Annotated in this window: 13 protein-coding genes; 4 read left to right on the top strand and 9 right to left on the bottom strand. The window is 46.9% G+C overall.

Features of this window, described 5'->3' with window-relative positions:
• Positions 1-517 precede the first annotated feature (517 nt).
• On the top strand, positions 518-1,189 hold the full coding sequence (locus tag ACH19P_RS11915) for a hypothetical protein (protein WP_462158746.1): 672 nt from the start codon (positions 518-520) through the stop codon (positions 1,187-1,189).
• Between the two features lie 76 nt (positions 1,190-1,265).
• Here the strand turns inward: ACH19P_RS11915 and ACH19P_RS11910 are convergent, their stop codons facing one another.
• From ACH19P_RS11910 to ACH19P_RS11880, 7 genes are read right to left on the bottom strand one after another with little or no spacing between them, the layout of a single operon-like run.
• Complete coding sequence (locus tag ACH19P_RS11910) at positions 1,266-2,120, bottom strand: sugar phosphate isomerase/epimerase family protein (RefSeq protein WP_462158745.1); 855 nt, start codon at positions 2,118-2,120, stop codon at positions 1,266-1,268.
• A gap of 48 nt (positions 2,121-2,168) precedes the next feature.
• A complete protein-coding gene (locus tag ACH19P_RS11905) occupies positions 2,169-2,921 on the bottom strand; it encodes a gluconate 2-dehydrogenase subunit 3 family protein (RefSeq protein ID WP_462158744.1) in 753 nt (250 codons plus the stop codon).
• Positions 2,921-4,600: a GMC family oxidoreductase gene (locus tag ACH19P_RS11900; protein WP_462158743.1), complete on the bottom strand. Its 1,680-nt coding sequence runs from the start codon at positions 4,598-4,600 to the stop codon at positions 2,921-2,923. Before ACH19P_RS11900 ends, ACH19P_RS11905 begins: the two co-directional genes overlap by 1 nt.
• A gap of 2 nt (positions 4,601-4,602) precedes the next feature.
• A complete protein-coding gene (locus ACH19P_RS11895) occupies positions 4,603-5,298 on the bottom strand; it encodes a 3-keto-disaccharide hydrolase (protein WP_462158742.1) in 696 nt (231 codons plus the stop codon).
• Positions 5,299-5,313: 15 nt separating this feature from the next.
• Positions 5,314-6,552 (bottom strand): MFS transporter, encoded by a 1,239-nt coding sequence (locus tag ACH19P_RS11890; protein ID WP_462158741.1) that lies wholly within the window; start codon positions 6,550-6,552, stop codon positions 5,314-5,316.
• 15 nt (positions 6,553-6,567) lie between these two features.
• On the bottom strand, positions 6,568-7,623 hold the full coding sequence (locus ACH19P_RS11885; RefSeq protein WP_462158740.1) for a sugar phosphate isomerase/epimerase family protein: 1,056 nt from the start codon (positions 7,621-7,623) through the stop codon (positions 6,568-6,570).
• Positions 7,624-7,626: 3 nt separating this feature from the next.
• Positions 7,627-8,790, bottom strand: coding sequence for a Gfo/Idh/MocA family protein (locus ACH19P_RS11880; protein ID WP_462158739.1), 1,164 nt, complete (start codon positions 8,788-8,790; stop codon positions 7,627-7,629).
• Positions 8,791-8,967: 177 nt separating this feature from the next.
• On the opposite strand from ACH19P_RS11880, the gene ACH19P_RS11875 reads away from it, so the two are divergent.
• Positions 8,968-9,693, top strand: a complete 726-nt coding sequence (locus ACH19P_RS11875) for a helix-turn-helix transcriptional regulator (RefSeq protein WP_462158738.1) — start codon at positions 8,968-8,970, stop codon at positions 9,691-9,693.
• Here the strand turns inward: ACH19P_RS11875 and ACH19P_RS11870 are convergent.
• Positions 9,690-10,586 (bottom strand): glucosamine kinase nucleotide-binding domain-containing protein, encoded by an 897-nt coding sequence (locus ACH19P_RS11870; protein ID WP_462158737.1) that lies wholly within the window; start codon positions 10,584-10,586, stop codon positions 9,690-9,692. The two genes, ACH19P_RS11875 and ACH19P_RS11870, sit on opposite strands and share 4 nt — an antisense overlap.
• Complete coding sequence (locus ACH19P_RS11865) at positions 10,579-11,307, bottom strand: copper homeostasis protein CutC (RefSeq protein ID WP_462158736.1); 729 nt, start codon at positions 11,305-11,307, stop codon at positions 10,579-10,581. Before ACH19P_RS11865 ends, ACH19P_RS11870 begins: the two co-directional genes overlap by 8 nt.
• Before the next feature lie 377 nt (positions 11,308-11,684).
• Between ACH19P_RS11865 and ACH19P_RS11860 the strand changes: the two genes are divergently transcribed.
• Both ACH19P_RS11860 and ACH19P_RS11855 read left to right on the top strand, forming a co-directional pair.
• The gene (locus ACH19P_RS11860) at positions 11,685-14,675 is read left to right on the top strand and encodes a TonB-dependent receptor (protein WP_462158735.1); all 2,991 of its coding nucleotides are present in this window, start codon (positions 11,685-11,687) and stop codon (positions 14,673-14,675) included.
• A gap of 106 nt (positions 14,676-14,781) precedes the next feature.
• Positions 14,782-17,631, top strand: a complete 2,850-nt coding sequence (locus tag ACH19P_RS11855) for a discoidin domain-containing protein (protein ID WP_462158734.1) — start codon at positions 14,782-14,784, stop codon at positions 17,629-17,631.
• The last annotated feature ends 35 nt before the right edge of the window (positions 17,632-17,666 follow it).

Here is a 17,666-nt window from a genome sequence, read left to right as displayed (position 1 = left end):
ATGTGCTTACTTTTAGGACAAAGTGTAAGAGAGCGTCGTTAAATTATAGTTCGGTAATTTGCAATAATTAAGGGGGTGGAACGTTACTAGTTGTAAATTCGCGTTTTAATATCAGGTACTTATAGGGTGGTGTCGCTTTTGAAAAAGGGCGAGTGGGATGATTTTTGCAGAGTTTTTGTGCACAGGAATAGTGGATTCTTCTATTGAACTTGGAGCTGCCCACGTGCGCTTGAATGACATATATATCACTTTGTCGTGAACGCGGTAATAGGCACGTTTATGCTTCATGTAACTACTCCAATAGCTTAGTTGATTATAGTTAAGTGGTTAAATTGTGCACAAATTGCGAGTGTTATTATTGTTTAATTGCAAATAGTAAATAAGCACATATGCACAAACGTTCACTACTTCAATGTGTAGTGATTAGGAGGTGACTTGTTTCGCAGATTGCATGTAATAAAAAATTGTTGTTAGATAGGTACAAAAGGATTTTACGTTAAACAAAAAGGAAATTTTGATGAAAATAGTTATTCCATCTATGTGCGCATTGATGATGTTCTCTGCGACAGTTTCAGCTGAATCAAAGATACAGATTGTAAGTGACCCTGGCGATTACATCGGCCAAGGTCAAATGTATAGCTATGATGACACGAATGCTTCGATTACCTATTCTCGAAATTACGATAACGGAATCACTGTTAGAATATCTAGTTTGCCGGGTGACACATCGTTTTGGTGGACCCTAGATATAGCGGCACCTGGAAATGACGAAATTGATTTAGGTCAGTATTTAGGTGCGCAGCGCTTTCCATTTCAAGACATTGACAAACCTGGCTTGTCATTCACTGGGCAAGGCCGTGGTTGCAATTCTCTGACTGGAAGCTTTGAAGTATTTGAAGTTGTTTATGAGTCGGACGGTAGCGTAAAAGGGCTCAACATCTCCTTTGAGCAACATTGTGAAGGCGCTGCAGCTGCATTGAAGGGCAAGGTCGAATTTAATGTTGTTCCGCCTGTAGGAGCCAGTGCAGTTGGCTTAACCCCTAACGTGGTTGAATGCAGAAACAATACAACAAAACAAAGAGTTAGAAAAAGTACAAGCGAACCAGTCATTGATTGTAAGAAGTTAGGTTTAGCAATAAATCCTGGGGATGAAATTCAATTGAGAGTGATTGGCGAGGCAACCCAGTAAGTTGTTGTCCGTAGTATAAAACACAATAAAAGCAGCTTTATCGCTGCTTTTATTGTGATTAGTGTCAGGTTTTTTGCTAATTACTCTTATTCATAATGTCATCCAACGCCTTTTTAGATGCAGCAACACTTTCCAATGGCGTCATCCCTTGTGGGTATTGCTCTTGCTCTACGACCAGCCACTCGACCCTTCCGTCGCGACTTAAGGCGTTGATAATATCACCCCAGGCAAAGTCATTCTGGCCGAGTATTGCATTTAATCCATTGTCTTTTGCAACCACTTTGATATGTGTTGAGCGAGTGCGATGTGGGTAGGCGCTCACCAGTGAAATTGCATCTTTTTTGGCATAGTGCACCCAACCAATATCGAGTTGTAGCGGTAAAGATTCGGATGTGTTTAATGCAATGTAATCCCAGAATGTTTTACCCTTATATGGCTCAAACTCACGTTCATGGTTATGAAAACCGATCTCCATATCAAAGCGTTGTGCCTGTTGGTGTGCATGGTTGAGCTGCTCGGTGAATTGCTTTATCTGTTTGCCATCCCACGCTCGCTCATCCCAAGGAATGTAAAGAGTTTTTACTTCCAGAGTCTTAAAGAATAACAAAGTGTTAGCTAAATTATTGTCGTCAAGCGCGTCAAAGCCAATGTGAGCGCTACTCGCTTCTAATCCTAAATGTTCAAGCACCTGTTTTAACTCACTTGGATTGTTTGCATACGGGCCGTAATCCCCCGCAAATTCGACACCATCAAACCCCATATCAGCAAGAGCATTGAGAGTGCCATGAAAGTCCTTTTTAAGCGCTTCTTTCACAGACCAAAGTTGCACACTCACTGGGAATGGCAAATTGTCTTTTGTGTGTGCATTAATCCAACTTGGGTAAGCAAGTGAGCAGATTACAAATAGGGCGTAAATTTGATGTCTAAACATGGTGTATCCAAAAAAAGTGAGCCCGCAGGGGGCTCACAAAACGAGTTGTTAATCTTGGTAGGCGTATTCACTGAGCCCAAGTTCGTCGAGCACCAAAGCCAAGTGCGCTTTGGCCTCATCGTTTGGCCCTGGATAGTCGCCAGCAATAGGCACATTTCCGAGGTAGCCAATGTCTTTGCACCCTTCTGGTGAGCAAAAGAATGCACCCAAGACTAACTCTTTAAAGCGTAAAAAGGCTTTGCCAATACGCTTAAATTGCTCAGGGGTTTTGTCTGAGTAATAAGCTATGTCATCAATAATAGCTTGCTGTTGTACTTTGTTCAGTGCCACAAATTGTGCTTTAAAACGCAAATTGGCTTCATCGTCAATCCAAGCGAGTGCATTCAAAATTTTTACTCGGTCGCGTTGCTGTCCTTCATAAGGTGCGCTGACCCACTCATCTATGACTGATGGGACTTCTAATTCTGAAGCAGATGGAATGTTACCTTCACGTGGCACTATCCAATCAGCTAACGTCGCAACAAGTGTGAGCTGAGCAGCACTTAAAGTAAGCGGCCAAGGTGATTGTGGCGGGATCACTAAGTTTGGATCGGTGCCATAACCAGGAGCTGTTATTGGCTTAAGATCTAAGTCAGGCCAGTGGCCTGCATTGCTCGCTTCAGTCACATCAAGTGCTTTGGAGCAACCAGCCGTTACAGTCACGGCAGAACCTGCAGCTAATAAGCCAAGCCATTTGAGTGACTCGCGGCGAGTCATACCTGAACGATATTGGTAGGCGTTGTCTCTGTCTTGATGATGCATTATAACGCTCCTTTGCCGATTTGTTCGCTGAGCCAAGTAGAGTTGCGCATCGCTAACGTCATGATAGTCAGCGTGCAGTTCTTATGAGGGTTTGATGCAAATACACCGGCATCCATAACAAATAGGTTTTCGCAGTCCCAAGTTTGGCCCCATTGGTTCGTCACCGACTCTGTTGGCGAACTCCCCATTCGAGTCGTGCCCACTTCGTGAATAATTTCACCGCCTTTGGAAATCGCTTTTTCGGCAGGTGGCAGTTCACCCACTTTTGCACCCATGGTTTCAAGGATTTGTTTTGCCGTTTTAAGACCATGCTCGATTTGCTTAAGTTCTCTGTCTGACCATTTGAAATGAAACTTCGATACAGGAATACCCCATTTGTCTTTTACTTCAGGGTCGATTTCCATGTAGGTGTCTTTGTTTGGTAGCATCTCTCCACGCAAAGCAAAACCAACATACGAGCCGTATGCATCCCTGATTTGTTGCTTAAGTTCTGGCCCATACCCTTGCTTGTCACCCGATACACCTGATCCAGGTTGACCAAAGCCACTGCTGATTTCAAAGTGATAACCTCGAGGGAAGTCTAGCTCACCCTTGCCTTGTGCCTTGTGACCCCACCAAGGAATGAACAAGTGGTTTGCGGTATGACCGTCTTCGTTATAACGCGGGCGCCCTTTGAGTGCCGGTATTTGTGCTCCGAGCCATGCACCCGTCGAGTCCATCAAGTTTTTACCGATTTGGCCACTTGAGTTGGCAACGCCGTTAGGGTGGGATGCCGATTTAGAGTTCAACATAATACGCGCTGATTCACAGGCACTGGCAGCCAATATAACAACGTCGGCACTGATTGCTTGTTCACTGATGGTGTTTTTGTCGACATAGGTAACACCTGTTACCTTGCCCTCGTCATTTACATTCACTGACTTCACCATAGCGTCGGTGATCACTTCCAAATTACCTGTCGCTTTCGCTAGCGGGATCAAGGATGTTGTCGTTTGGAACGCGGCGCCAATCGAGCAACCGTGACCACATGGCGTCGCATAAAAACACGCCATGCGATCATCGATAGGGCGGGTGAGCACAGCACGGTGCATCGGCGCTGCAGGAATACCTAATTTCTTGGCGGCGGCCGCGACAAGCAGCTCTGGTACACGTGGTTTCGGAGGTGGCTGCAAAATGCCTTCAGAAGAAGGAGGCATATCATCTAAACCAGTATTGGTGCCACACACACCCACGATCGCCTCAGTTTTATCGTACCAAGGCGCGATGTCTTCGTATTCGAATGGCCAATCAGCACCATGACCGTCGCGGCTTTTTGCCTTAAAGTCATGCTCTGAGAAACGTAATGAGTAACGTCCCCAGTGGTTTGTACGACCGCCAAGCATACGCGCTCGCCACCAATAGAAGTCTGTACCTTCAGCTTCAGTGTAAGGTTCATCAGGGACTTGCCAGCCACCGTCGACCGTTGCATCATAAAAACCAAAGTTCTTATCTTTGTTGCCTGCGCCCATTAACGGCGCTTCACTGTTGCGCTTGAACATCGGCGTTTCAGTTTTAGGGTTGTAGTTACGACCCGCTTCAAGCATCAGTACCTTATGGCCAAGTTTCGCAAGCGTATACGCCGCCATCGCGCCACCCGCCCCTGAACCTACAACCAGTACTTTGTGATCAAATTTAGCCATTACTACAGCTCCTTGATTTTAATATTCTTGAACCACACGCGATCGCCATGGTCTTGCAAGCCGATGTGGCCATGTTGACCCTCAGCGAAGCCTTGCCACGTTGCGAACTTGCTGTTTTCCACCAGCGCATCCCATGTTGTACTACCAATAACGATGCTGGTGGTGCTCACACCGTTTTGCCACACTTCTAGGTGACTGTTGTTTAGGCGAATACGCACATCATTCCATTGCTCAGCTGCTTTGTGTGCTGAACTTGGCGCGGCGAATAAGTCATAAATTGAGCCTGCTAGGTGCGAGTCAATTTTGTTATCTGGGTGCTCTTTATTATCAAGAATCTGAATTTCAGGCGCATGTGAATAAATGGCGCTGCCTTTTTCATCCACAAGAACGAAAATGCCACTGTTGCCTTTTTTGGCGATTTTCCACTGCAGCTGCAGCTCGAAATTTTGGTAACTTTTCTTGGTGAGAATATCACCGCCGCCCCCAGCGGTGAGCGTCATCGTATCGCCTTCAATTTGCCATTGACTGTTGAGGCCCTCGCCTTTGAAGTTGCGCCACTGCGACATATCTTTGCCGTCAAATAACAGCTGCCAACCGGCTTGTTGCTCTTGCTCTGATAATTGGTTTTCCTGCGCCCACGCACAGGCCGTGGAACTTAGAGCGAACACCAACGGTAGGGCTTTAATTGCATTTTTCATAGTGTGAAACCCTTGTTACTCTTTACTTGTTGCTACATGGGCGTGTGAAAGTGCGCCCTTATTGTTTTTGATATAAAAATAGAAGCCTAAGAAGGCGAAGATAAGAATGGCTGGGAACAGCAGTATGTTGCCAAGTACAGCTTGACCCGCCAGTAATTCAGCCTGCTGTGCGTCTAAGTTAGCGGCCTGCGCCTGAGTGCGCGCAGAGTCAATCCAGCTGCCGATAACGGGATTCCACATACTCACTGCAAACATACCGGCACCGCCGATGAGCGACATGCCCAATGCCCCAGTTTTTGGTGTGTACTCTGCTACACATCCAAGCATGGTTGGCCAAAAGTAGGTTACGCCAATGGCGAATAACACTGCAGCCACATAAACCATACTGGCGGTGGCTTGGCTCATCACGAAAATTCCGGCCGTTGCACATACCGCAGAGCCCAGTAGCACACCCGTTGGGTTAAATTTATGCACAATAGGACCGGCAAAAAAGCGGCCAATCGCCATCAGACCTGTGATCAACGCCAGAATCATCATTGGTGACGCACCAGAAGCACCTAAAATGCGCTCGATCCATTGTTGTGTGCCAAGCTCAGTGGTTGCTGTGAGTGTCATACACACCACTAAAAAGAGGTATACCGGTGAAAACAAGTTCTTCAAGTTACTCAACGTTGAGTGTGTGCGGGTGTCGAACTGTGGGAATTGCGCTTTGAACATCATCAAACCATAAATGATGGTAGGGATGATGATAAGACCCACTTGCCACTGCCAGTTAAAGCCGCTTGATGTCATTGCACTTGACGCCAACGCGCCTATGACGATGCCCCCTGGGAACCACACGTGGAAACGATTAAGCATGGTGGTTTTATTCTTCGGATACATTTCTGCAATTAGCGGGTTACATCCCGCTTCAACCGAACCGTTAGCAAAGCCAATTAAGAAGGTTGATAGCAGTAGCGCCCAAAAGCCATCGGCGTAAATCGTCATCACCAAACCTGCGAAGTGACACACGAAGGCGAGGGCCACTAATTTTTTCGCGCCAATGGCGTTGTAAATAGCACCGCCAACCATAGTGGCTATAGGAAAGCCCAAGAATGCCATGGCATTGACCCAGCCAAGTTCAGTATCGCTCAATGCAAACTGTTCACCCAGCTGGCCAAGAATGCCAGCACGAATTGCAAAGGTCATGGAGGTCACGACCAGTGCAATACAGCAAAGTCGGAACACAAGGCGGTTGTTATGATTATTTTCCATAGTGTGTGTCCTACGTTAGTTGAGGCCCAAGATACGCTTGTTGCGTTCGCTATCGGCGCTTGCACCGGCAAAATCATCAAACGCTTTATCTGTCGGCCTGATTAGATGCTCAGCGATAAACGTGGCACCTTCTTGAGCACCCGATTCGGGGTGTTTTAAACAGCATTCCCATTCCAGCACTGCCCAACCATCAAAGCCATATTGGGTTAATTTGCTAAAAATGGCTTTAAAATCGACTTGGCCATCGCCGAGTGAGCGAAAACGACCTGGACGAGAAAGCCAATCTTGGTAACCGCCATAAACACCCGAGCGGCCATTGGCGTTGAACTCAGCATCCTTCACATGGAAGGCTTTTATGCGTTGGTGATAAATATCAATAAATTTCAGATAGTCCAACTGTTGTAAGACGAAGTGACTGGGATCGTAGAGGATGTGCGCGCGCGGGTGATGATTGGTTGCTTCAAGAAAGCGCTCAAAGGTGACACCATCGTGTAAATCTTCACCCGGGTGGAGCTCATAACACACATCAACCCCTGCTTCATCGAAAGCATCGAGTATCGGTATCCAACGTTTGGCTAATTCTTCAAAACCTTGCTCAACCAACCCTTGAGGTCGTTGCGGCCATGGATACATTGTGTGCCAAAGCAGGGCGCCCGAGAAAGTCGCATGGCTTTTTAGACCTAAACGCTGACTCGCTTTTGCCGCCATTTTTAATTGTTCAGTTGCCCATTGTTGCCTTGCTTGTGGCTGACCTTTAACTTCATCTGGCGCAAAATTGTCAAACATTTCATCGTATGCCGGGTGCACAGCCACGAGTTGACCTTGCAAATGCGTTGATAATTCAGTGATAGCCAGTCCAGCACCGTGCACAACGGCTAGAATTGAATCGCAATATTCCTGTGAATTTGCCGCTTGTTCAAGATCGAAAAGGCGTTTGTCACCGCTGGGCAGCTGTATACCTTTGTAACCTAAGCTCGCTGCCCATTCACAGATGTTCGGCAAAGTATTAAATGGCGCTTCATCACTGACGAATTGCGCGAGAAAAATAGCAGGTCCTTTAATTTGTTTCATATGTTATTGGTCCATGTTGAAAGGGTGCCACTTGGTGTCGTGTTCTGACGCTGCGACTGCTTTAGTGATAAACGCCATACCGCGAAGTGCTTCGTCAATGCCGGGGACGTCAAACGCTGCATTGGTCGCGACTTGACCTGATTTAAATGCGCTAATTTGCGCTGCGAAGTTGGAGTAAATATTGGCGAATGCTTCTAGGTATCCTTCTGGGTGCCCTGCAGGTGTGCGTAAGGCATTCATTGCTGCATCACAAAGTTCACCTACGCCAGCACGCAGTAAGGACGCTGGTGCATTATGTGGGCGCAGCCATAAACTGTTTGGCTCCATTTGCGACCAATCGAGGCTTGCTTTGTCGCCATAGATTCGCAAGCGCAAATTATTCTCTTCACCGACCGCTATTTGGCTCGCCATTAACACCCCTTTGGCCGCATTGTTGAAACGCAACAGTACAGTGCCATCATCATCAAGTGCGCGCCCCGGCAACACATGATTTAAATCTGCGCAAAGCTCAGTAATGGCTAACCCACTGACGTACTCCGCCAAGTTGGCAGCGTGAACACCGATGTCACCCATACAGCAGCTAATTCCCGATTTACTCGAATCTAAACGCCACTTGGCTTGCTTGCCTTTCTCGTCGGAGGTTTGCGAGAGCCAGCCTTGAGAATATTCAACCACGACTTTGCGTATGTGACCGAGCTGGCCTGTGGCGACGCGATGCTTCGCCTCCTTAACCATGGGGTAGCCGGTGTAAGTGTGGGTTAAGCCGTAGAGGCTCGAGTGCTGGCTTAATACTGCTTCGAGTTCTTTGGCCTCACTCAATGACAATGTTGCTGGTTTGTCTGATAGCACATGAAAACCTTGCTCGATTGCCATTTTTGCAATGGGAAAGTGCAAGTGATTAGGGGTGACAATGGCAATAAAGTCAGCACGGATTTCCGCAGGGAGTTGCGCTTCTTTTTGCAATAGGGTCTGATAATCTGGGTAACAGCGTTGTGGATCCAAACCTAATTGCGCCCCAGTTGCTAAGCTACGCTCTGAGTCTGAACTAAAGGCTCCAGCAACGAGGTCAATGCGACCATCTAAGCGCGCAGCGATACGATGCACTGCACCAATGAACGCGCCTTCACCGCCGCCTACCATCGCCATACGAACTCGATTATTACTCATCCAACACTCCTTCGAACATTGTTATAAAACGTGGTTGTTCTGAGTTTAGTTAACATATTGTTATCGATAATAGGGAAGAGCGAGGGTGTGGCGATAATAAAAATTCGGTTGACAATGCAACAAAATCGGCGTTTACAATATAAGTACTAAGCCTTTAGTTAGCGTGTGTAATAGCCTATGGAACGGTGTGAGTTTTTGCATAAAGTTGGCGTAAATCAACTGATTACGGCGTTTGATTTAATTCCAGATATACTCTTTTGGGTGAAAGATACCAACAGTAGAATCCTACATGGCAATCAACACTTTATTGAACATCAAGGATTTAAATCGCTGGACCAAATTCTATTTAAAACCGACTTTGATTTTTCACCAAAGCACTTGGCTTTTCAGTACGTGAATGATGATAAACGCGTCCTTCAGGGCTTTGGTGTGACCGATCGATTGGAGTTGAATTATACCGACAACGGTGAACTCGGGTGGTTTTCAACTTCTAAGCATGTGCTCAAAGATGAGCAAGGCGAGATCATTGGTACCTACGGAGTCACTCGGCACTTACAGAAGACGTCTAAGGCGCTTTTGCACGTTAAAGCAATTGAAGCACCTGTTGAATTCATACGTAGTCATTATCACAGGCACATTGGCATTGAAGAGTTGGCAGAACTGGCGCATTTATCAGTGAGTGCATTGGAGCGGCGCTTTAAAAAACATTTAGCCAAAACACCCAACCAATACATCAATGAAATGCGCCTAGAAAATGCCCGTAAGTTATTGGTTGAAACTCAGTTGCCGGTGTCGCAAATCGCCTATCAATGCGGGTTCTCTGAGCCGAGCTATTTTAGTAAACAATTCAAACGACTCTTTGGTGATATTCCATCGAAGTTACGAGAGACTATCGACGACTAACCTCGCTCGCTGAGTCGATGCAAAAGGTACATGGCACCTTCTTCTGGTGAACCTTTAACATCGACTAAACATTGGCGAGCATGGTTATCTAGCCAAGGTGTTAAAGCACTTGCTATACCGCCCATTAAACATACATCGGTGTAACCCAATTGCTGCAAGTAACAAACATACTTCGCGACATATTGCGCAGCACTGGCTAACAAACGTGAGCCTGTAGGAGAATGCGCATGGCTAAAGAGTAACGGTGCAAATTGTGCAAAGTATCTTGGTTTTGCGTCTAGGCATTTGGCCGTCAACTCAGCACTCGATTGACATTGTGTGTAATGCAACAAGGCATCGCTTAGGGCGCAGGGCTCGGCTAGGCCATCGAGCACCTCTAAGGTGTGTCGGACCAAGTTGAGGCCTAGCCAAGCACCACTTGCGCCATCGCTCAGTAACAAGCCGTGCCCACCGAATTCACAGACCTTGTCATCTTTGATTGCCCCAGCACAAAATCCGGTGCCGATGATGATTACAGCACCCTGTTTGCCCTGATGAGCCCCCGCGCAAGCAATGTGCATATCTGTTGTGATTTCAAGTGTCGCAAACGGGTGTTGCCACTGGCGTATTTTACTCAGCGCTGAGGGCACATTGGCACCAGCCAATCCAGCATAAGCATGGATGGAGCTCAATTTACTGATAGGGATATCTGCGTACATCAATGCACATACTGCGGCGTCGTATATTGACTGCTGCGCTTGTTCAGCAGATGTCGCAATATTTGCAGGTCCCGAAGTGGCTTCAGCAAGTACCAAACCGCTGCTATCTTCGAGGCGCACTTTGCATTTACTGCCTCCACCATCGATACCGAGATAGAGGGCTTCATTGGTCAAGCTGCGCTGGTGACTATGCATCTAAGAGGGCCCTTATTGCTGATTTTTGTATTTGACCGTGTTGATCCATCACGCCGCTGTAACTGTGTAATGACATCGGCAGTGCACTGTGCACTAACCCTTGCCATAATTGCGAGGCATTGGTCGGAGTGACCCCGCCGCCAATGACAAATTCAATATTACCTTGTGCATGTTTCATCCATGTTTTGATATTCTCGGCACCACAACATGCATCTAATTTACTTTGCCATGGAGTGCCACTGGTGAGAACGCGATCTACGCCAAATTCAATCAAGGTATCGAGAGCACTAAACGGATCATTTGTGGCATCAAAAGCACGATGAAAGGTCACTTTTTGATTGTGAGCGCGAGCGATTTCAATCAGATGAGACAGTGCCTGGGTATCGACAGTGTGATTTGTTGTGAGCGCCCCGAAAACAACCCCTGTTGAGCCAAGCTCAGCGGCTGATTTAATTTGTTTAGCCATAGTCGCTATGTCTGTATCACTCATGACAAAAGAGCGGGCATGGGGACGTATCATAACGAGAAGCTCTGTTTTACAGGACTTGAGTTCAATCACTTTAGCAATAAGTTGGCAATCAGCAGTGGTGCCACCGAGATGCATATTGGCGCACAACTCGATTCGTTTAGCGCCGTTTTCACACGCAGTCGATACATTGTGTTGCAATGCAACAAGGTTGTCTGCATTGATACAAATTTCAAGAATTTTACTATTGCCCATGGCCACTTCTTTTCTGTGTGTCGCTAATCGATAAAGTTAACTTATCGTTTTCATCTCTTTTTAATATTATTTAATTCAATAATATCAATGCAATAGCTGTTAATCTTTGTCTGCATGTAAGCGCTTATACGATGCGTGGAACTATAAACTAGGTACCAAGTAATTGGATCTTTTTTTGAGCTAAACGCCGATTTTGTTCTAGTGCTCACCGAATTTATATTATCCCCATTGTGTTGCATGACCCTATGCTGATTTTAAGTTTTACAACCTATTAACCTTGAGAAGTGATTCAGGAATAGCAAGTAAGCGAAATTCCTCGCATGTACATAACGCTAATGTGCGGCGAGTTACACACATGAGAGAACCTGGAGACTAAAATGGCCAACAATAATAAAAGCCGACGAGGTGCTTTGCCCACCTCAGGGTTTAAAAAGTCTGCATTATTTTTAGCACTCGTGGCAGCCTGCAACGCTAGTTACGTGTTTGCTGAAGAAACACAAGAGCAAGAAGAGAAGGAAATAGAAACGATTGAAGTGCGTGGTATTCGTGCTTCAATGGCGGAAAATATGGCGATTAAACGCCTGTCGAACGCTATTGTCGATGCAATTACTGCTGAAGACATCGGTAAGTTTCCTGATAAAAACGTGGCTGACTCGCTTCAGCGTGTTCCCGGCGTGGTGATATCCCGCAGTGGCGGTGAAGGCGAAAATGTCAGTATCCGCGGTTTGTCTTCCGACCTTACTTTCACGCAGCTAAATGGCAACTTCATTGCTTCATCTCCGGGTTCACCGTCGCGTTCGTTCAGCTATTCATTGTTGCCCTCAACCATGGTGCAATCTGTCGAGGTATTTAAATCATCAGAAGCGCGCCTCGATGAGGGTGGTGTAGGTGGTACGGTGATTATCAACAGTCGCAAACCTCTTGATATGGAAGCGAACTCAGGTGCATTCAACTTGGAATACACCTATGCTGATGTGACTGAGAAATACGAACCAAACTTTAGTGGCGTGTATTCGTGGAAAAACGACGACGAAGACTTTGGTATGCTTGTTGGTTATTCTCGCCAAGACCGAACAAATCGCTCGTTAGGCGGCGATATGAGTGGCGGTGGTGGTTGGCGCTGGGCAACCAGCTCTGAATTTCCAGCTGTTGATACTCAGGGCAATGAAATTACCGACAGTACACGTCGTTTTGCCGCGCTCGAAGACGCTTATGGCAATGTGTATGACGGTGTGTGGGCACCTCAGGTTGCCGGTGTCGGCGTGACCGAAGAAAAGCGTGAACGCCAAGGTGTTCAAGCTACTTTGCAGTGGCTTCCTTCGGAAAATCTTGAGCTGACAGCAAACTATTTTCACTTCCAGCTAGGCCAAGACAGAACCACATCGCAAATGTGGATCCCAGAATGGAAATATAACCCAAATCACTTGGTCGGCGTTGAACTTGATGACAGCGGCACGATTGTAACTGGGATGGATTTCACCACGGGTGCTGGTGGTACAGAGGGTAACATGGAGTTCCCGTGGATCATTGGTAGCTACACCCTCGAAGAAGATACATCAGATACGTATGATTTCGGCTTCGAATATGCCGGCGACGTTTTTGAAGTATCGGGTAAATTGGGCCGTACTGAAGCCAGTGGTGGTCCTTCTGAATCTTGGCGCGCTGCGTATAAAAGTGGACAGCCAGCAGGTCGAAGTGATTCAGGTCTAGTAGAAAACGCTGCAGCCTATGCCGGTTGGCGATTAGGAGATTGTGTATCGCTTTACACCGACCCTGCACTGTTAACTAATTTACTTTCCGGCATCGCGGGCGACCCCGATCCCGGTTCGACTGGATCGAGCTACATTGTCAGCGATCTTGAAGAAGACTACGGGCAATTAGATTTTAATTATCATCTAGGCTCTGGTTGGGTAGACACACTGCGATTTGGTGTAAAGCATCGAAAAACAACGCTTCACCGTGAAACCAATAACACCTTCTTTATTACCCCAGAGGGCGCACAACAAGTCGAAAGTGGTGAGCTAGACCCGTTTAGCCAAGGTGCAATTGACGAGGTATCTTATCAGTGGATTGGTGGTATGCCGCGTCTCGAAGATGTGCTTAACCAGCAATCAGAAGGCAATATCCCAGGTGGTTTCAGCGTTAATGTAATGCCAACAATTGATTGGGATAAATACCGCGATGTAGTGACCAGCGAATATGTAAAACTCACGCGCAAAGAACCTGATTTCGTGTTTGATATCGAAGAGAAAATCACTGCTGCGTATGTGCAAGCTGATTTCTCCTATGAAAGTCTGCGCGGCAATGTGGGGGTGCGTTATGTGAAGACGCAAACCAGCATTATGTCGTCGGATAAAATCAACTACTTCCTTGATGATATCGATGACGTCACTGAAGAAGATATCCTAGGCGACCGTCGTTTAATCGATGTGGAGACAACCAACGGCCGTACATCAACGGATCATCAGTTTTTGCCAAGCTTAAACTTGGTGTGGGATGCAACAGACAACCTGGTTATTCGTGCCGCTGCAGCGAAGACCATGTCACGTGCACCATACAATGATTTAGGGGCACCTGAACAACTGACTTTTATTTCCCAAGAGTGGGCCGATGACCGCCTAGAATTCCGTGGTAACCCCGTCGATCAAGGTTGGCAAGGTTCAGGAGGTAACAAGGACCTCAAACCATATGAGTCGGTGCAAACCGATCTGAGTGCGGAATACTATTATGGCGAAGGTTCAGCGGTTGGTATTGCCCTATTTAACAAAGATGTCGATAACTTTATCGTGCCTTTGATCATCACTTCTGTGCGCCCATTCGAAGGATTCACCAACCCAAATACCGGTGAAGTGATTGTTCCAGCGGGGGATATCACGGTGACACCATTTACCACCACAGCCAACGGAACTAACGCAACCTCACGAGGTATCGAATTATTTGCCCAGCATGCGTTCGACAATGGTTTTGGTATCAATGCCAACTACACGCTGAACGACACTAACCAAGCAGATGTCAGTGTTGACGGCGAAAAGGTAGGGGAATCAGCCCTCGTAGGCAGTGCCGACAATCAATTTAACTTCTCTGTGTATTTTGAGAATGACACCTACAGCGTACGTGCCTCCTACAACCGCCGCGGCGAAACCGCGCTGGGTTTGGCGGACGGCCTAACTGTGTATCAAGAGCCGTATCAGCAAGTTGATTTAAATGCGTCATATAGCTTGATGGACAACCTGTCGTTGACCGCATCAGTCATCAACTTGACTAAAGAAGAGCCACGAACTTTCTATGGTCAGGACTCTACGGCGCGACTGCGCAGCAGTAGCTACACGGGTCAGCGTTATTACGCCGGCTTAACGTACCGTTTTTAATCAACATCTTAGGTGAATCGCACACAGAAACACACTAGCTGGAATAACACGATTAACAATAACCAGTTATCACCTTTGTGTGCGACCAAAAGAACAAGGTAACACTATGAAAAAGTCTAATTTTATGAAGGCTACCCCGGTATCTTTAGTGCTGTGTAGTTTACTCAGTGCGTGTGGTGGCGGCAGCGATGATCCTGATCCGCAAGATATTCCAGTGACCCCAGCGAGTACCTCTGCTGAGCTTTCAGGCTCAGTTGTCAAAGGAAGTTTAAGTGGCGCACAAATAAGTGTGGCAAGCATGAATGGTACCGTGCTGAACCTCAATGCTAACGCTGTCAGCGATGTTGATGCAGGTGTGTTTGTTACACTTACTGGCGCGCCTGGTTTTGGTATTAATACTACCGTAAAAGTAACGGCAACGACCGACGCACAATCCGCCATGGTCTGTGATGCGTTAATGTGTGGTGACGCGCAATTTGGTCAAGATGTAACTGGCGATGCTATTGTCGGGGCGCAGTTAAACACACTCGCTCACGTTAGTGTGCCGTTTGCCAATAGCACCGATGGTGTTGCAGATGCCAATATGCAAGTGAATGCATTGACGACGTTAGCTACGTTTTTAGTGGAGCAAGAAATTGCTAACGGTCGTAATGTCTCAAGCTCAGAATTAATGGCGTTGGCACAAGCCGATATGTCATCGCTGTTATTAAGAGCCTTGGGTTGGCGCACCAATAATACTAATGTCTTTAGCATGCCTGTAGTCAGCGCGCACATGATGGAGAACTTCATGGGTGAGCAACAGTGTGAGACTGACGACGCGGGTGAGCAGCAATGCCAAACGCCACTTGTTGATGAAGCGACTATCAAGTTATCGCTTATCAATGCGGCGTTTGCATATATGAGCAGTGGTGAAACACTTGCTGCCAATATGAGTGCTGCGCAAACAGACTTAGCCGCAGCGTTGGCTGATGATGCTGATGCATTAGCGCGGTTACGCCAAGGGATATATGATGCTATCGATGCGCATCCACTCACAGCTGAACTTGGGCTCAGTGCAGCAACGATTGTTGATCTTGGTTTGTCACTTTATGACGAAACGTCAAACTCAGGACCTCGCCAAGAAATTAGCACCGCAGAGATTCTAGCAGATGCGACCATTACCGCGCGTAACGCCATCAGCGATGCCGAAAGCGCCGACAAAGCCTTCGATAAAGACCCAAGTACCAAATGGTTGGATCACAATGATTGGTTAGGTGCTCCGAGTGTTGAAGACCCATCTTGGATTCAAGTTGATTTTGCGCAGCCACAAGCAATCAGCAGCGTATTTATTACCAGCGCAAATGATGCACCGGCCCGTGACCCTGAAAACTTCGATTTATTCGCGTCAAACGACGGCGGTGAAACCTGGTTGTTACTGGGCAGTGTTGTTGGTGCAGCATTTGATGAGCGCTTTGAGCGCCAAGAATTTGCTTTCGCTAACGCTCAAAGCTATAGCACTTACCGAGTCAGCATTACCAAAAATCAAGGCAATGACGGTTTGATGCAGCTCGGTGAAATTGAATTCGTCGGTCCTGTCTTTGCCAGTGTTGATCACAGCGATGATACGCAAGTAATTGCTAGCGCCCGCAATAGTATCGGTGATGCTGAAAACCAAGACAAAGCCTTTGATAACGATGCAACAACCAAATGGCTCGACCACAATGATTGGCAAGGTGCGCCGACTGAGGAAGACCCATCATGGATCCAGCTAGATTTAAGCGCAGCGAAAGCTGTGAATGAATTAGCTATTACCAGTGCTAACGATGCGCCTGAACGCGACCCAGAAAACTTCAACTTATTGGCGTCGAATGACGGTGGCGAAACGTGGGTTAATTTGGCCAGTTGGGTAGGGGAGTCATTTGATGAGCGTGCCGAGCGACGTAGCTTTAGCGTGGCAAATCAACTTGCTTACTCGAGCTATCGCTTAGAAATCACTAAGAACAAAAATAACGATGGTTTGTTACAACTTGCTGAAGTAGAACTCATTGGCCCTGATTTAGCAGGCGCAGATCATTCGTTGAGCAATGGTGCAAGTTACAGTGCCCGCTTTAGTATCAGTGACTCAGAAGGTGCCGCACAGGCGTTTGATCGAGACGTTGCGACTAAATGGCTGGATCATAACGAATGGCAAGGTGCACCGAGTGAAGAAAATCCTGCATGGATTCAAGTGCAATTAGCTGAAGCACAAACGGTGAACGAGCTGATGATCACCAGTGCGAATGATGCACCAGAACGTGACCCTGCTACTTTTGAGTTATTGGCGTCTAATGACGGTCAAAACTGGTTGGCACTTGCGAATTGGGTGGGTGAAGAGTTCAGCGAACGTTTCCAACAGCGCAATTTCACTTTAAACAATGGGTTAGCCTATACCCATTATCGCCTATCTATCAGTGCAAATGCTAACAATGATGGTTTAGTACAAATAGCTGAGGTCGGGTTCATTGGGCCACAATATCAATTGCAGGATTTAACCGAGCTTGCTGGTACTGTGTTCAGTGCGCGTAACAGCATCGGTGATGGTGAAAATCAAGACAAAGCCTTCGATAACGATATTGCCACGAAATGGCTGGACCATAATGACTGGCAGGGTGCGCCGACTGACGAAGACCCATCTTGGATTCAAGCTGATTTCAGTGATGCACAAATTGTCAGTGAGGTAGCGATTACCAGTGCCAATGACGCGCCGGAACGTGACCCTGAAAACTTTACCCTGTTGGGTTCGAATGATGGCGGGGCAACGTGGACAGAAGTGGCGTCTTGGGTTGGCGAAAGCTGGGATGAACGTTTGCAACGCAGAAGCTTTAGTTTCAATAACGGTTTTGCGTACAGCAGCTACCGTGTGAGTATCAGTAAAAACGCCAATAATGATGGCTTGGTGCAAATTGCGGAAATCGAGTTAATTGGCTTAGCGAATTAACCTGCCCCCATTGTGTTGTTTGAATCATCAACACA

Source organism: Pseudoalteromonas sp. GB56 (genome assembly GCF_054923835.1).
This window is presented reverse-complemented; position numbering and strand designations above follow the sequence as displayed.

Coding starts and splice junctions, on each gene's coding strand:
- ACH19P_RS11915 (WP_462158746.1), top strand. CDS start 518: ATGAAAATAGTTATTCCATCTATGTGCGCATTGATGATGTTCTCTGCG.
- ACH19P_RS11910 (WP_462158745.1), bottom strand. CDS start 2,120: ATGTTTAGACATCAAATTTACGCCCTATTTGTAATCTGCTCACTTGCT.
- ACH19P_RS11905 (WP_462158744.1), bottom strand. CDS start 2,921: ATGCATCATCAAGACAGAGACAACGCCTACCAATATCGTTCAGGTATG.
- ACH19P_RS11900 (WP_462158743.1), bottom strand. CDS start 4,600: ATGGCTAAATTTGATCACAAAGTACTGGTTGTAGGTTCAGGGGCGGGT.
- ACH19P_RS11895 (WP_462158742.1), bottom strand. CDS start 5,298: ATGAAAAATGCAATTAAAGCCCTACCGTTGGTGTTCGCTCTAAGTTCC.
- ACH19P_RS11890 (WP_462158741.1), bottom strand. CDS start 6,552: ATGGAAAATAATCATAACAACCGCCTTGTGTTCCGACTTTGCTGTATT.
- ACH19P_RS11885 (WP_462158740.1), bottom strand. CDS start 7,623: ATGAAACAAATTAAAGGACCTGCTATTTTTCTCGCGCAATTCGTCAGT.
- ACH19P_RS11880 (WP_462158739.1), bottom strand. CDS start 8,790: ATGAGTAATAATCGAGTTCGTATGGCGATGGTAGGCGGCGGTGAAGGC.
- ACH19P_RS11875 (WP_462158738.1), top strand. CDS start 8,968: ATGGAACGGTGTGAGTTTTTGCATAAAGTTGGCGTAAATCAACTGATT.
- ACH19P_RS11870 (WP_462158737.1), bottom strand. CDS start 10,586: ATGCATAGTCACCAGCGCAGCTTGACCAATGAAGCCCTCTATCTCGGT.
- ACH19P_RS11865 (WP_462158736.1), bottom strand. CDS start 11,307: ATGGGCAATAGTAAAATTCTTGAAATTTGTATCAATGCAGACAACCTT.
- ACH19P_RS11860 (WP_462158735.1), top strand. CDS start 11,685: ATGGCCAACAATAATAAAAGCCGACGAGGTGCTTTGCCCACCTCAGGG.
- ACH19P_RS11855 (WP_462158734.1), top strand. CDS start 14,782: ATGAAAAAGTCTAATTTTATGAAGGCTACCCCGGTATCTTTAGTGCTG.